The organism is Tateyamaria sp. LSS28, assembly GCF_059611725.1.
Genome location: NZ_JCAPFI010000003.1, coordinates 563,318 through 579,258 on the forward strand (window position 1 = coordinate 563,318; position 15,941 = coordinate 579,258).

Annotated in this window: 13 protein-coding genes; 4 read left to right on the plus strand and 9 right to left on the minus strand. The window is 60.5% G+C overall.

What is annotated here, in order from left to right:
• The first annotated feature begins 6 nt into the window (after nt 1-6).
• The 4 genes from AC53L6_RS11380 to AC53L6_RS11395 all read left to right on the plus strand — a co-directional run bounded on the left by AC53L6_RS11380 (nt 7) and on the right by AC53L6_RS11395 (nt 4,842).
• Complete coding sequence (locus tag AC53L6_RS11380; protein ID WP_496907919.1) at nt 7-708, plus strand: aspartate/glutamate racemase family protein; 702 nt, start codon at nt 7-9, stop codon at nt 706-708.
• On the plus strand, nt 705-2,582 hold the full coding sequence (cobT, locus tag AC53L6_RS11385; protein WP_496907920.1) for a cobaltochelatase subunit CobT: 1,878 nt from the start codon (nt 705-707) through the stop codon (nt 2,580-2,582). Before AC53L6_RS11380 ends, cobT begins: the two co-directional genes overlap by 4 nt.
• Before the next feature lie 48 nt (nt 2,583-2,630).
• Entirely contained in the window at nt 2,631-4,421 is a 1,791-nt protein-coding gene (locus tag AC53L6_RS11390; protein ID WP_496907921.1) for an aminopeptidase P family protein, read from the plus strand.
• A 76-nt stretch (nt 4,422-4,497) separates the two neighbouring features.
• Nucleotides 4,498-4,842, plus strand: coding sequence for a DUF427 domain-containing protein (locus AC53L6_RS11395; RefSeq protein WP_299200757.1), 345 nt, complete (start codon nt 4,498-4,500; stop codon nt 4,840-4,842).
• Here the strand turns inward: AC53L6_RS11395 and AC53L6_RS11400 are convergent, their stop codons facing one another.
• The 9 genes from AC53L6_RS11400 to AC53L6_RS11440 form a co-directional block, all read right to left on the minus strand.
• Nucleotides 4,843-6,531, minus strand: a complete 1,689-nt coding sequence (locus tag AC53L6_RS11400) for a chloride channel protein (protein WP_496907922.1) — start codon at nt 6,529-6,531, stop codon at nt 4,843-4,845.
• Nucleotides 6,532-6,627: 96 nt separating this feature from the next.
• The gene (gene recN, locus AC53L6_RS11405) at nt 6,628-8,277 is read right to left on the minus strand and encodes a DNA repair protein RecN (RefSeq protein WP_496907923.1); all 1,650 of its coding nucleotides are present in this window, start codon (nt 8,275-8,277) and stop codon (nt 6,628-6,630) included.
• Between the two features lie 40 nt (nt 8,278-8,317).
• Nucleotides 8,318-9,187, minus strand: coding sequence for an outer membrane protein assembly factor BamD (locus AC53L6_RS11410; protein WP_299597662.1), 870 nt, complete (start codon nt 9,185-9,187; stop codon nt 8,318-8,320).
• A gap of 107 nt (nt 9,188-9,294) precedes the next feature.
• Nucleotides 9,295-10,218, minus strand: coding sequence for a UDP-3-O-acyl-N-acetylglucosamine deacetylase (gene lpxC / locus AC53L6_RS11415; RefSeq protein ID WP_299200764.1), 924 nt, complete (start codon nt 10,216-10,218; stop codon nt 9,295-9,297).
• Between the two features lie 198 nt (nt 10,219-10,416).
• A complete protein-coding gene (gene ftsZ / locus AC53L6_RS11420; protein WP_496907924.1) occupies nt 10,417-12,060 on the minus strand; it encodes a cell division protein FtsZ in 1,644 nt (547 codons plus the stop codon).
• A 351-nt stretch (nt 12,061-12,411) separates the two neighbouring features.
• On the minus strand, nt 12,412-12,837 hold the full coding sequence (locus tag AC53L6_RS11425) for a hypothetical protein (protein ID WP_496907925.1): 426 nt from the start codon (nt 12,835-12,837) through the stop codon (nt 12,412-12,414).
• Nucleotides 12,816-14,150, minus strand: coding sequence for a cell division protein FtsA (gene ftsA, locus AC53L6_RS11430; protein ID WP_189369814.1), 1,335 nt, complete (start codon nt 14,148-14,150; stop codon nt 12,816-12,818). The genes AC53L6_RS11425 and ftsA overlap by 22 nt, the downstream gene beginning before the upstream one ends.
• A gap of 5 nt (nt 14,151-14,155) precedes the next feature.
• A complete protein-coding gene (locus AC53L6_RS11435) occupies nt 14,156-15,022 on the minus strand; it encodes a cell division protein FtsQ/DivIB (protein WP_496907926.1) in 867 nt (288 codons plus the stop codon).
• A complete protein-coding gene (locus AC53L6_RS11440; RefSeq protein ID WP_299700263.1) occupies nt 15,010-15,927 on the minus strand; it encodes a D-alanine--D-alanine ligase in 918 nt (305 codons plus the stop codon). The genes AC53L6_RS11435 and AC53L6_RS11440 overlap by 13 nt, the downstream gene beginning before the upstream one ends.
• Between the last annotated feature and the right edge of the window lie 14 nt (nt 15,928-15,941).

Below are 15,941 nucleotides of genomic sequence, written 5' to 3' on the forward strand. Positions count from 1 at the left end.
GGCACGATGCATATCGGCCTGATTGGAGGCATTGGTCCGGCAGCGACCATCTCGTATTATCAACGCCTTACAAGCGCGATGCGTACAGTTGGCGAACCTTTAGAGTTGACCATCGTCAATACAGAAGCCTCGACCCTGTTGGCCAACAATTTGGCCGGGGACGCCGCAGCGCAGGCGCGGATTTATGCGAAGCTCATAGACCGTTTAAAGACGGCTGGCGCCGAATGCGTGGCCATCACGTCGCTGGGCGGGCACTTCTGCTTTGATGAGACTGTCGCGCTGTCGGCGTTGCCATTGGTCAGCGCAGTGAGCCCGCTTGACGCATTCTTTGCCGCAAATGGCTTTGAAACGGTGGGATTGCTTGGAACGGGCGTCGTCATGCGTACGCAGTTGTATGGCCAGCTTGAACGCACCAAGGCCGTTACGCCGCAAGATATCGACGGAGTTGGAACGGCCTACACCGACATGGCCCTTGCCGGAGCGTGCACCGACGAGCAACGCGCCTTTTTCATCGAAGAAGGGCGCAAACTGGTCGATGCGGGGGCGCAAGCTGTTGTGTTGGCTGGCACCGATCTCAACCTTGCTTTTGACGGGCGCGACGTGGGCTATGAAGTCATCGACGCGCTTGATATCCATGTGGATGTGCTGGTTGCCCTTGCGACCGGGCGCGCCACCCTGTCTGACCATTCCGTAGGCGGTTCTGCATGAGCACCCAAAACGACAACCCCGCCGATCCGTTCAAGAAGGCCCTCGCCGAGGCCACCAAGGTCATGGCGAATGATCCTGAGTTGAACGTCTCCTACTCTGTCGATCCAGCGGGTGTGTCGGGCGATTCCATGCGGTTGCCACAGGTTTCCCGTCGTATGACCCGCGAAGAGGTGTTGCTGGCCCGTGGGACCGCCGACGCACTGGCCCTGCACCGCCGCTATCACAACGGACAGACTCATGCGCGCTACTCCCCTCAAGGAGAGATGGCGCGCGATCTATACGAAGCCATGGAAACCGCCCGATGCGAGGCGATGGGTGCGCGGGACATGCCGGGCACTGCTGGCAACATTGATGCCAAGATTGCCAATGAGGCCCTGCGTAAGGGCTATGATCAGTGCAAGCAAGCGAGCGACGTACCCTTGGCCGCAGCGGCCGGGTATCTGGTGCGCCATCTCGCCACTGGACGTCCACTACCTGCCGGGGCTGAGAATGCCATGGAGTTGTGGCGCGGCTTTATCGAGGATCAGGCGGGCGGCACGCTGGAAAACCTTGGTGACATTCTGGACGACCAAACGGCCTTTGCCCGCTTTGCGCGGCAGGTGATCACTGACCTCGGTTATGGTGATCAGTTGGGTGACGATCCTGATCAGCTGGACGAGGATCAGGAAGACCAGGCCGAGGAAGGCCAGGAAGAAGAGCAGGAACCCGACAGCACTGGTCAGGACGATCAGGACGAAGAGAACGCCGAAGGCACGCCTGAAAGCTCGCAGGACGAGACGCAGGATGCCTCAGAGGCCCAGGTGTCCATGGATGACATGGCCGATCAGGAGATGGGCGAAGAGGCGGAGATGCCCGAAGGCGAGGCGCCGCTGGAGCCCCCTGCCCCGCAGCCGGTGTCCGAGGCTGATCCGGACTACAAAGTTTACCTCGACACCCATGACGAAGAGATCGGCGCCGAGGATCTGGCCGAGCCGGTCGAGTTGGAACGGCTGCGTGCCTATCTGGATCAACAGTTGGAGCCATTAAAGGGTGCTGTTTCACGATTGGCCAACAAATTGCAGCGCCGTTTGCAAGCGCAACAGAACCGTAGCTGGGAGTTCGACCGCGAGGAAGGAATTCTGGACGCCGGGCGTCTGGCGCGCGTGGTAGCGAACCCGACGACGCCGCTGTCCTTCAAGGTCGAAAAGGATACTGAATTCCGCGATACGGTCGTCACGCTGCTGCTCGACAATTCCGGGTCCATGCGTGGGCGTCCGATTTCAATTGCGGCCATCTGTGCCGACGTTCTGGCCCGCACGCTTGAGCGGTGCAATGTGAAGGTTGAGATCCTCGGCTTCACCACCCGCGCCTGGAAAGGCGGCCTTGCCCGCGAGGCGTGGCTGAACGATGGACGCCCCAGCCAGCCCGGGCGTCTGAACGACCTGCGCCATATCATCTACAAATCTGCCGACGCGCCCTGGCGCCGGACACGGCCCAATCTGGGGCTGATGATGAAAGAAGGCCTGCTGAAGGAAAACATCGACGGTGAGGCACTGGAATGGGCGCATCGCCGGATGGCGGGGCGCCCCGAAGCACGCAAGATTCTGATGGTGATTTCGGATGGCGCGCCGGTCGATGACAGCACCCTGTCCGTGAACCCTGCCAACTACCTCGAGAAACATCTGCGAGATGTGATCGCGATGGTCGAACGGAAGAAGGCCGTTGAATTGTTGGCCATCGGGATCGGGCATGACGTGACCCGCTATTATGACCGCGCGGTGACCATTACCGATGTCGAACAATTGGCCGGTGCAATGACTGAACAATTGGCTGCGCTGTTTGACAGTGATCCACGTGCGCGGGCGCGTGTCATGGGGATGCGGAAGGCCAGTTGAGATCGACCCTTCGGGGAGGATTTTTTGAAACAGGGAAGAGGCCGAGCGATGTTCCAGAGCTTTGAAGTCACTGCACGTCCGGAACAAGGGCCGCCTCGGCTGGCTGCACTGCGCGCTGAACTGGGCAAGGATGGTCTGGATGGGTTTCTGATCCCGCGCGCAGATGCACATCAGGGCGAATATGTTTCGCCACGCGATGAACGGTTGGCATGGTTGACCGGGTTCACAGGCTCTGCCGGGTTTTGTGCCGCCTTGCGTGACGTGGCAGGCGTATTCATTGACGGGCGGTATCGCACCCAGGTGAAGGCACAGGTGGCTTCGGACTACACCCCTGTTCCATGGCCGGAGGTGTCCCTGGCAAGTTGGCTGAAGGACCAGCTGCCCGAGGGCGGCAAGGTCGGTTTTGACCCCTGGTTGCACACGCCGGGACAGATCGCGCAGGCAGAGGACGGGCTGAAAGGAACTGACATTGAACTTGTGCAATGCGAGAACCTTGTGGACCGCATCTGGGATGATCAACCCGCACCGGCAGCAGAACCAGCCAAGGTGCATCCGCTGGACTTTGCGGGCGAGTCCCAAAAGGACAAGCGCACACGGCTGGCCCGGACGCTTTCGGACGCAGGTGCAAAGTCGGCCGTCATCACCCTGCCCGACAGCCTGTGCTGGCTGTTGAACATCCGTGGTTCTGACATTCCCCGCAATCCAATTGCGCAGGGCTTCGCCATCCTGCACGCCTCAGGGGCGGTCGATCTGTTCATGGATGCGATCAAGCTTGTCGAGGTGCGCGATCATCTTGGGGATGACGTGACCTGCCATGCGCCAGACAGCTTTCTGAGTGCGCTCGCCGATTTGGAGGGGCCGGTGCGCCTTGAAAAATCGTCGGTCCCCGTGATCATTGCGGATGCCATCGGGGATCGCGTGCAATGGGGGGACGACCCCTGTGCCCTTCCCAAGGCCTGCAAGAATGCCGCGGAGATTGCGGGCACTGCCGAAGCGCATTTGCGCGATGGTGCTGCAGTGGTCGAGTTGCTGGCGTGGCTGGACCGACAGGCCCCCGGCAGCTTGCGCGAAACGCAGGTCGTCACGCAGTTGGAACAGTATCGCCGGCGCGACAACGCCCTGCAGGACATCAGTTTCGAGACAATCGCGGGGACCGGGCCGAATGGCGCCATCATGCACTACCGCGTGACGGAAGAGACAGACAGCACGCTGGAGGATGGTCATCTGATCGTTCTGGACAGCGGCGGCCAGTATCTGGACGGCACCACGGACATCACACGGACAATTGCCATTGGCGCGCCCCCCGACGAGGCACGCACCGCATTTACCCGCGTGTTGCTGGGCATGATCGGCATGTCGCGCCTGATCTGGCCGGTTGGGCTGGCCGGACGGGATATCGAGGCGATTGGCCGGGCCCCTTTGTGGTATGCGCACCAGGATTTTGATCATGGGCTTGGTCACGGTGTCGGTACGTATCTTTCAGTACATGAGGGACCGCAGCGCCTGAGCCGCCTCAGCACCGTGCCTTTTAAGCCCGGCATGATCCTGTCGAACGAGCCGGGATATTACCGGGAAGGTGGGTTCGGTATCCGGATCGAGAACCTGATTGTCGTGGAAAAAGCGGAGTGTCCACCCGGCGGCGATGCCCATCGAGAGATGCTCAGCTGGCGAACACTGACCTTCGCGCCCATTGATCGGCGATTGATCGTGCCGGACATGCTGGACGCAACGTCACGTACGTGGCTGAACGCCTACCACGCTGAAACCCTTGAGAAAATTGGCCCTCGCGTATCGAATGAAACCCGAGAGTGGCTGATGCAGGCTTGCGCGCCCCTGTAAGTCTGGCCGAGGTTTCATTGATCTGTTACACCTGCCCTTCATCACGGCAAGAACACTGACGACAGGAGGCGCAGGCATGGCTGATCACATCAAGATCCGCAAGGCACCCGGCACATGGACAGTACGTGCAGGAGGGGCCGTTCTGGGTGAAAGCAGCAATGCGCTTGAGCTGAGTGAAGGTGACTATCCCGCCGTCATCTATTTCCCGCGTGGTGACATTGCGATGGCGTTCCTTGATCGCACAGACAAGACCACCCATTGCCCGCACAAGGGCGACGCCAACTATTTTTCCGTCGTCACAAAATCTCAGACACTGGCGAACGCTGTCTGGACCTATGAGGACCCCAAAGGCGACGTCGCGCGGATCAAGGACCACCTTGCTTTCTATGGCGGCAACGGCGTCACGGTCGAGGAAATCTGACTAGCTATGCTCTTCTGCCGCGGTGGCAGCGAGTGCGCGATTGTAAGCCTTGAGCGCATCGACGTGGAACAACGCGCCCTGCAATTCCGGGGCCGCGTTTTCGCCGGTCAGCGTGACCACCGGAATGAAGGGCACCATGGTACTGTCAAAAATCGGCAACGCGGCTTCCAGCGTCGCGCTTTCATCGACATAAATACCGTCTGAGATCATGTCCCAGCAGCGTGCTTCGTCAGCCATGCGGGCATCGCCCGGTTTGCGCATGACGGACCCGACCCGGAACATTGCCAAAAGGTAGGCCTGCGGGCCAGCGGCAAGGTGCACACCGCGCCGTTCCAATTGGGTCAGGAAGAAAGACCGATCCACCAGCCGCGACGACAGCGCTGTCGATATGGATACAGCCACCATCACAGCCAGCCCCGTTTGCCAGTCGCCTGTCAATTCGAACACAATCAGCGTCGTGGAAATCGGCGCGCCCAAAACGGCGGCGGCCACAGCCCCCATGCCCGCCAATGCATAGAGCGTTACGGACCCTGACACATCCGGGAAAATCCCCGTTGCCACGAGGCCAAAGCCGAGCCCGGTCAACGCCCCAATCATCAGCGATGGGGAAAACACACCGCCCCCCATACGCCCCGCCATGGTGATTGCGACCGCTGCGGTTTTCATCACGATGAACACCATCACCTCGTTCAGGGCAAGTTGCCCGGTCAGAGCCATCGATGTGGTTTCATACCCCACCCCGATGATGTGCGGATAGAAGATCGCCATTCCCCCCAAGAGTGCGCCAGCCACCGCAGGCCGCAACCAGCGGGGCATCCCGGTCCGACGCTGAAATTGTGAGGCGAAATCGTCCGTCCAGAAGATGGAACGCATGAGAACCACCGACACCAGACCGCACAAAAGACCAAGAATAAGGAATGCAGGCAGCTCTTGATAAAACACAAGTTCGTTTGCTTCGGGCAGCCTGAACTCTGTCACATCGCCAAATTCCAGCCGGTTGATGACGGTTCCGGCGACCGACGCGATGACGATGGGGGCAAAGGCATGTACCGCGAAATGACGCAACACTACCTCGAGGGCAAAGAGCGCCCCGGCGATAGGCGCATTGAAGCTGGCAGAAACGGCGGCGGCCACAGCGCAACCAAGCAAGTCGCGCCCCGTGACGCCATCCGCCTTGATCCAGCGACACACCTTGGTCGAGATCACAGCGGCGATGTGCACCACTGGCCCTTCTCGCCCGGTGGAACCACCGGTGGACAGGGTGATGAAACTGGCAAAGGCCGAAGCTACCCCCGCCCGTGTGCTGACACGCCCATCGCGCAGGGCAGCCCCTTCGATCACATCAGCCACACTTCGGGCAACGGCGTCTTTTGTGAAATTGTGCAAGATCAGACCCGTGATCAGTCCGCCTACAATTGGAATGATCAGAATCCAGTACCACGGCAGGGACGACGCGAATGTGTGCAGGTATTGCACATCCTCGGTCCCGTACAGAAATGCCTGCAGCGCCTCGATCCCCTTGCGGAAAAACAGGGCCGCAAATCCTGCAGCAATCCCGATGGCAAGCGCGATGAACCAGAACTGTATTTGACTGGGACCGCGGCGGCGCAACACATGCCAACCATCCTTGCAGGCAGTGACTGCAAGGTCGAGTTGCTGGGACAGAACAGATCGGTCGGGGGCGGACATGAGGCCGGGCTACATAGATACGTGGCTACTCAACGGTTACGCCCTTTGCTGCGCCTGCGAAAGCCCTCGCACCATCACAGTGCGGCGACTGTGACCTTAACCGCTCAGCAGCGCGCGTGCTGCGCCACGGGCTTCATCCGTAATCGTGTCGCCGGCCAGCATGCGCGCGATCTCATCCACCCGTTCAGGTGCGGCAAGCGGCACAACTTGTGAGGTGGTCATGCCCTTCAACACTTGCTTTTCGACGCGCCAGTGGTGAGCCCCCAATGCGGCCACTTGCGGGGAGTGAGTGACCACCAGCACTTGGCCTGTCTGGGCAATCTGGCTCAGTCGGCGCCCCACGGCATCGGCAGTAGCACCACCGACACCGCGGTCAATCTCGTCAAAGATCATGGTCAGGCCGGATTGCTCGCGCGTCAGGCACACCTTTAGCGCCAGCAAGAAGCGACTAAGCTCGCCGCCGGACGCAATCTTGTTCAGCGGGCCAGATGGTGCGCCCGGATTCGTGGCAACGGTAAACGCCACGGCATCGCGTCCATCGGGGCCCGGTTCATCATCGGTGATCTGGGTTTCAAAAACAGCCCGTTCCATCTTGAGCGGGGCCAGTTCCGCCATCACGGCCTTGTCCAGCGCCTTGGCCGACTTCCGACGCGCTGCACCAAGTTTTTCTGCTGCTGTGTCATAGGCTGCTTCGGCCTCTGCCACAGCCGATTTCAGGCGGCCCAGATCGGCATCCCCTGCGTCCAGCGCAGACAGTTTTGCGCGCAACCCATCCGCAAATGTGGCCAGATCATCAGGGGACACATCATGCTTGCGCGCCAACCCGCGAATGGCGAACAACCGTTCTTCGGTATCCTCCAGCTCGGTCGGGTCAAAAGTCAGATGATCCAGTGCGGATACGATACCGTCCGTTGCCTCGTCCAACTCGACCATCGCACGCGCCAATGCGGCAAGGGGCGCATCAAGTTGGCCCTCGGCCTTGTCAGCAACACCATCAAGCCAGCGGATGGCATCACTCATGGCCCCTTCGGCCCCGTCATGACCCAGTATCTGATGCGCGCGCTGCACGTCTTCGCGAATGCGCTCGGCCCCTTGCATCAACCGGCGGCGGGTGTCCAGCTCGGCCTCTTCCCCGGGCTGTGGATCAAGAGTATCCAGCTCAGCAACCGCGTGCCGCAGGAAATCCTCTTCATCACGGATGGCCGCCATCGCCGCTTCGGCTGCGGCCATGGCCTTACGTGCTTGGCCCATTGCCCGCCACGCCTTGCGCGTCTTGCTGCGTACAGCATCAAGCCCCGCAAATTCATCCAGGATAACGCGGTGACCGCGCGGGTTCAGCAAACCACGGTCATCATGCTGGCCGTGCAATTCGATCAAAGTGTCAGAGAGGGCACGCAGCACTTCACCCGAACAACGCCGGTCGTTCACCCAAGCCGTTTTGCGCCCATCCGCCGTATTCACACGCCGCAGGATCAACTCGTCTTCGGCTGGCAATCCCGCCTCATCCAACACGGCCCGCGCTGGATGATCATCGGGCAGGTCAAACCATGCTGTCACCTCGCCCTGGGCAGCCCCCTGGCGCACCAGATCAGCACGGCCCCGCCACCCCAAAACGAAACCAAGACTGTCCAGCAAGATGGATTTGCCCGCGCCGGTTTCTCCGGTCAACACGTTGAGGCCGGGCTGGAACTGCAATTCCAGCCGGTCGATAATCAGCATGTCGGAAATATCCAACCCGCGCAGCATTAACAGACCCTCATTAAGGTCGACAGGCCCCGCCCTAAGATCAGAGCCACCGTCCCCGGATCATCTGTCGATAGATCTGCGACAGCCAATTGTTTCCGCGCGCGTTCGGTTCAAGACCTTGACCCGTCAGCAGGTTGAAGCTGTCCTGATACCATTCCGTGGCTTGGAAGTTGTATCCCAGGATGGCGCCAGCGGTCTGTGCCTCATCCGTGAGGCCGAGCGACAGATAGGCTTCGACCAGTCGGTGCAACGCTTCGGGCGTATGGCTCGTGGTTTGGAAATCCTCGACCACAACACGGAAACGATTGATCGCGGCCGAAAAGTTGTCGCGGCGCAGGTAATAGCGACCGATCTCCATCTCTTTCCCGGCCAAGTGGTCAAATGCGAGATCGAATTTCAGGATCGAAGATCTGGCATATTCACTGTCCGGGTAGCGTTCGATGACCTCGCGCAGCGACTGCAGCGCTTGAAACGTCAGGCCCTGGTCCCGGCCAACTTCGTCGATCTGGTCATAGTAGCTGAGCGCAAGCAGGTATTGGGCATAGGCCGCATCATCATCATCCGGGTAGAAATCGATGAAACGTTGCGCGGCGGACCTGCTGTTCGGATAATCCTTGTCCCGGTGATGGGCAAAGGCCTGCATGATCAGCGCCCGTCGCGCCCAGTCAGAATATGGATAAAGCCGTTCAATTTCCGAGAAATAAAAGGCTGCTTCCGGCAGCTCTCCCTGTTCAAGTTCGAACTCGCCCCGCTCGAATATCTGCTGTGCGGTGAAGTTTTCGAGCGGTACTTCCTGACGGTTGAAAAAGCCGCCTGTGGTTGGTCGCCCGCTGCTGTTGCCGCAAGCCGCAACAAGAGCAGTTATCGTGACGACAGCCGCGAGACGCGTCATGGATTTTACGCGGGTCATTCCTTGCCACCCCCAAGATGCTCAGCACCGCCCATTTCAGGCTGTTTGCCCGTCTCTAGCACAAAGTTTCGGGAGGATGAAATGACGATTTGTCCGGATGGCGCGGATCAGGCGACTTCAGGGATTTCATCCCATACCAAGCCCGATCCGGGCAGGCGCGCCGTCATCTCAGCGTCGCAGGTCACCATGCGCACAGCGTCCGGTGTTGCGAACAGTTCACGCAGCAACTGATTGGTCAGCGTATGGCCCGCACGCGTGCCCGTATAGTGTCCAATAATCGGCGCTCCGGCCAACGCCAGATCACCAAGTGCATCCAGCATCTTGTGACGTACGGGCTCGTCCGAATGGCGCAAGCCGCCCGGGCTCGATACCCGGTCCCCGTCAAAGACAACCGCATTGACACCGGGCGTACCGCCCAGGGCCAAGCCGTTGGCCTGCATCTGCTTTACGTCATCCTTGCGGCAGAAGGTGCGGCTGTCACTCAGTTCGCGCGCAAAACTGCCATTGGACATGTTCAGAGACTTCGACTGGCGCCCGATGGCTGCATCCGCGAAATCAATATGGAAGTCGATCCGCACAACATCCGAAGGCGCAATGGTAGCTGTCGCATCCCCTTGGGTGACAGTCACCGGCTTCAGCACTTCGAACGCGCGCACACGCGCAGGCAGACGACGCAGACCGCGCCGCATGATGCCACGTACAAACGGCAGAGCCGAGCCATCGACGATTGGCACTTCCGGGCCGTCAATTTCGATCAGGGCGTTGTGGACACCGCAGCCTGCAATGGCGGCCATGATATGTTCCACGGTCCCAACAGACACACCCGCCTCGTTCACGAGTGTCGTGCACAAGGGGGATTGGCGAACCACGTCGTAGCGCGCCGGGATCAGCGCATCGCGATCCGAGATGTCAGTACGTCGGAACCAGATGCCATGTTCCGCCATGGCCGGACGCACAGTCAAACGCGCAGGTTTCCCGGAATGCAATCCGCATCCGGTAAAAACAACTGGTCCTTTGACGGTCGTTTGCACGGGGCCCACCCATTACAGTTTCATGACATCGCCAGAGCTAAGGTGGCACGGGCAAACACTCAACTCACTCTTTGCAACGGTATGAAACATGGATGTAACGACTGCGCAGCAATGCGCGCATGCGTCAGTAAGTATTTGGAAAGTATAAATTAAAAGGGCTGCCTCAAGGCAGCCCTCATGTCGGTTTGTGACCGGTTTTTAGTTTGCTTGGCGCCGCAGGAAGGCCGGAATTTCAATCCGTTCCTGATCTGGGTCAACTGCTTCGGCGGGCCGTGGCGCCGGTGCGGGTGCCGGAGCTGCGCCATGTCCCTGAACCGGAGGCTGCTGACGCGCCGGGCGTTCAGGCGCTGTCGGCGCGCCTTCGGCGGTGCCGGTCATGCGATTGATCAACGAGTTGATACCAAAGCGCGGCTTCTCTGCGCCCGACGCGGCAGGTTGTGCAGGCTGCGGTGCAGGTGCCGCGGCAGGTGCTGCCTTTTGCGTGGCGGCGCGCAACCGAGCCAGTGCCTCGGGCGATGGGGTGCCGGGTGCCGGGGCGCGAGGCGCGACGAATTCTTCTGCAGGAGTGATTTCCGGATCCGGCTTCGGTTCGAACGCCGCCACCTGAGGCTGGTAGGCTGGCGGAGGCAGATCATCCCCTGCCGCGGCAGGCGTTTCATCCGCAAAGATGTCCTCGGCCATGTCCTGTGCCGCCACCTGTTGAACGTCCATCTCCTGGAACAGCGATGGCTCTTCTGCTGCTGCGGCAACCGGCGCTGGCGCGGGTTCTGGCATATGCTCTGCTGCCGGAGCAGGCGCAGGCTCTTCCGACATGACCGGTTGGCTGAGCGGTGCCGCCATCGAGCGGCGCGGCACAGGGATTTCGCTGTTTACGTCGGATGCGTCAATGCCTGTCGCAACCACGCTTACGCGCATGTTGCCTTCCATCGCAGTATCGAGGGTCGAACCCACGATGATGTTCGCATCTGGATCGACCTCTTCGCGGATGCGGTTGGCCGCTTCGTCCAGTTCGAACAGGGTCAGGTCGTGTGCGCCGGTGATGTTGATCAGAACACCCTTCGCGCCGCGGAGCGAGATTTCGTCCAGCAGCGGGTTCGCAATGGCCTTCTCGGCGGCCTGGATCGCGCGATCTTCTCCATCCGCTTCGCCTGTGCCCATCATGGCTTTGCCCATCTCGTCCATCACGGCGCGCACGTCGGCAAAGTCGAGGTTGATCAAGCCCGGACGCACCATCAGGTCAGTCACGCCCTTAACACCTTGATAAAGCACGTCATCAGCCATGCTGAACGCTTCGGTAAAGGTCGTTTTCTCGTTCGCCAGACGGAACAGGTTCTGGTTGGGGATGATGATCAGCGTGTCGACCATCTTTTGCAGCGATTCAACGCCGTCCTCGGCCTGACGCATCCGCTTGGCGCCCTCGAACTGGAAGGGCTTGGTCACAACACCGACGGTCAGAACACCCAGCTCGCGGGCCGCTTGCGCGATGATCGGCGCAGCACCGGTACCGGTGCCACCACCCATACCGGCGGTGATAAAGCACATGTGGGCACCCGCAAGGTGGTCCACGATCTGCTCAATCGATTCTTCGGCTGCTGCGGCCCCTACGGACGCGCGCGCCCCTGCGCCAAGGCCCTCAGTCACCTTGATACCCAACTGGACCCGGTTGGTCGCGGCGGACTGTTGCAGCGCCTGCGCATCGGTGTTGGCAACGACGAATTCGACGCCATCCAGTTGTTTTTCAATCATGTTATTGACGGCGTTGCCACCAGCACCGCCAACACCAAACACGGTGATGCGGGGTTTCAGCTCGTCATGTCCGGGCATGGAGAGGTTGAGGGTCATAGATCAGTTCCGCCTGTCTGGTTTGCCGCATTCGCGGGTGTTTTTGTGCCTAAATCCCCGCAATCTTAGCGATTCAACGCCCCAACGTCACCCACAAATCGCAGTTTCACCGCAAAATATGGCCATATTCGAATGATGATCCGCAAAATTTCGCCGAAACATGCACATCTTGGGTCTCAAAGCGGCAATGACACAAGCAACACAACGGTGCGCGCCGCGAGGGCGTGCAAAGAACGGGTTTGGGTGCAAACTGCTCGGTCTGCCATGTGTTGCGGCCTGCCATGTGCCGCGCGCCTCTTTCGGGCGTTGGACGCAGGGTGGTCCATAACGCCCTGACAATCAAGCGATTCCCTAGCTCAGCGGCACCTCCGGACACCCCAGATCCTGATCGTTGAGCCGCGCCAATTGGCTTTGCCCAAAGCCACGCCCCAGACCAAAGACCATAAGAGTCCCCTCCGTGTCGTAAGGCACCCAGCACACCGGCTCGGTCTGATCCAGATCACGGTAAAGGAAGCAGACCTGCCCGTCGGGCGTCGTGATTTCACCATATACGCATCTGTTTTCGCGACCGCGCCAAACGGAGAGCCTTGGGGATAGGAACTGCTCGATGCCAACCAGATTGCCTCGGCTGCGATCATAGAACGAAACTGTTTTACCCGTGACCCTTGCCAGAAACTCTTCGGGGGCGATCCGCTGTTGGGCCGTGCCCGGTTGCCCAAACAGCACCGCCAGCACAATCGCGAATAGGCGGTCGCCTACCAATTGTCGCGGAACCATTTGACCGCGCGCCGCAGACTGCGCGCAGGATAGCGATCCGCGGGGATATCGAAATCCCACCATTCGTCCTGCGGATGGGCCGCAAACAGGGCCAGACCGACAGCCGACGCAAAGCCGGGCCCGGTCGCCGCCTGCGGCAAACCGTGAACACGCAGAGGCCGGCCCAGACGCACCTGCTGGCCCAGGATTTTAGAGGCGAGACCGTCAAGGCCGGGGATCTGGCTACCGCCGCCGGTCAACACAATCTGTTGGCTGGGAAGGTGATCAAACCCGGCAGCGTCCAAACGGGCGCGTACCTCTTCCAGAATCTCTTCCACACGGGGGCGCATGATTCCAATCAGTTCAGCCCGAGACGCCGTGCGGCGGTCATGTTCGTAGTCGCCTGTATCACCACCGATTTCGATCATTTCGCGGTCATCCATACCGGTGGCATGCACGCCGCCATAGAACGTCTTGATCCGTTCGGCATTGGCCATAGGCACTTGCAAACCCATGGAAATGTCGCTGGTCACATGGTCCCCGCCCATGCGCACCGCATCGCCATAGATCATGTGTTTCTTGATAAAGATCGACACGCCCGTCGACCCACCACCCAGATCGATACACGCGGAGCCAAGTTCTTGCTCATCCTCCACGAGTGCGGCGATCCCGGACGCGTAGGACGATGAGGCAATACCCGCCAGTTCCAGATCACAGCGCTTGATGCAATGCGCCAAGTGCTGCACAGCAGAAGCATCGACAGTCAGCATGTGTAGATCGACCGCCAATTCATTGCCCAACTGACCGCGCGGATCAGACAGGCCCGAGCGGTGATCAAGCGCGAAGTTCACAGGCTGCGCATGCAGCACCTCGCGTCCTTCCCCGTAGTCCGGCACATCGCAGCGCGACAGCACCCGCGCCACATCCTGTTCAGAGACGACACCGCCCTCAAGGTCCAGCCGCGCGTCAAGGCCGTAGCTGCGTGGTTCAGCCCCCGCAAAACATGCGATCACGTGATCCACGCGGATACCGGCCATCTTCTGTGCAGCCTGCAACGCAGTGCGAATGGCACGCTCGGTTTCCTGCATGGCGCAGATCTCGCCAAAGCGCACCCCACGCGACCGGGTTGTCGCGGCCCCGATGACCCGAAAGCCGGATTGCCCGGCAAGCGAGCCGATCTCACCCTCTTCGCCCAGTTGGTTCGTGCCGTCAAAGCGCAGAACCAGGCACGCAATTTTCGAACTGCCGACATCAAGGATCGCCACGACACCCCGCTGCATCGCGATCTTGCGCATGTTCCGCATGCTGCGCTGGCTGGCATAAAGGTCGGTCATCACTACTACTCGGTCCCCGGGGTCAACTGTCTGATACGCCGCCATTCGGCGGTGGAATTGTCTGTCATGCGCACGGTCGGGCGATCCGCCAAACGCAGGTCGATGCGGGCGATGTCGCGCTTCAACACCTCGTCCACACCATCAAGGGCAATCACCCGCTCCAGCGCCTGCACCGCACCGTCTGCGGGCAGCATGATGCGTTGATTGCGGTCCAACACGACGTCCCAACGCCGGTCACCCAGGCGGACTAGCCCGCGCATCCGATCACCAAGCGGTGCGCCCGCTGCGATCAGCTTCATGGCCTCATCCACGTGGCTCGCGGCCCCCTCCCCCGCGATCACGGGCAGATCGGGACGCAACCCGCGCCGTGCAATCGGTCGAACCAGTGCTCCGACTTCATCGATCAGGGTCAAACCCTCGGGCTTGCGCCAGATGGCAATGGGAACCCGGGGCGTGATGTCCACCTGCAAGACGCCGCCCGGGCGGATCCGCACAGAGGCTTCCTTGACCGGGGGCATCTCGCGCACCGTCGCGCGGATGGTTGCCGGATCAAGGTCAAAGGAGGAAATCGGGAAATCGAGCGGAACAGCCGTGCGGATGGCTTCGGACAATTCAGTGTCCGCGCCATCAATGGCCATGAGGTTCACCATGAATTCCGGGCGTTGTTCGATGCTCGCACGGGCCTCGGCAACCGTGGCATGAATGGCGGCCTGGGTGTCAGGATTTGACAGCCACCATGTCGCGGCACCAAATGACAGGACAAACGGCACGCCCGCGCGCAGCATCAGCCGGATACCGGGCGTCAGCATCAACCGCTGCATCCGCCATGACCAGCGCGAAGGTGCAGGATCGGCACGCTTTACCTGTTGCATGACGCATCCTCCACCATCCAGGCGCAGAACTCGCCAAAGGACATGCCCGCCGCCTGCGCCTGCTCGGGCGTCAGAGATGTTGGGGTCATGCCGGGCTGCGTGTTGATTTCAAGCAGGATCAAACCCGCGGCGCCCTTGCTTTCATCCCAACGGAAATCGGTGCGCGTGACACCTCGGCACCCAAGCGCCTGGTGCGCCCGCAACGCATAATCCTGACACATGTCGGCAATTTCAGAAGGCACATCCGCCGGGATCACATGGCGCGATCCACCGGGTTTGTACTTGGCGTCGTAGTCATACCAACCGTCAGTGATGATGTCGGTCACACCCAACGCGCGATCCCCCATCACGGTGGTGGTCAGCTCACGCCCATGCGCGAAGGCTTCAACCATGACCTCTTCGGGCATGTCGTCACTCAGGCGCGGCGGGCTGTTGGCCCCCTCGTTGACGAGGTAAACACCAACGCTCGACCCTTCATTGTTGGGCTTCACGACATAGGGCACCGGCAGAACGTGATCGGCCATCACGTCCTCTTTCGATCGGATGACACTGTCGACAACCGGCAAGCCAACTGTACGAAAGACTTCCTTGGTGCGCTGTTTGTCCATGGCAAGCGCCGAGGCCAGCACCCCGGAGTGCGAATACGGGATACCCAACCATTCAAGAATACCTTGGACACAGCCATCTTCGCCCCAACGGCCATGCAGGCAGTTCAGGACCGCATCAGGCGATATTGATTGCAAAACGGAAACAAGGTCGGGGCCAGCATCGACCTCAACCACATCATATCCCATGTCCCTCAGCGCGGCTGCGCAGGCCTGTCCCGTTGACAACGACACCTCGCGCTCAGCCGAGGGGCCACCCTTTAACACCGCCACTTTGGAACGTCTGCTCGACTGCCCCAACATGTGCCTCTAAG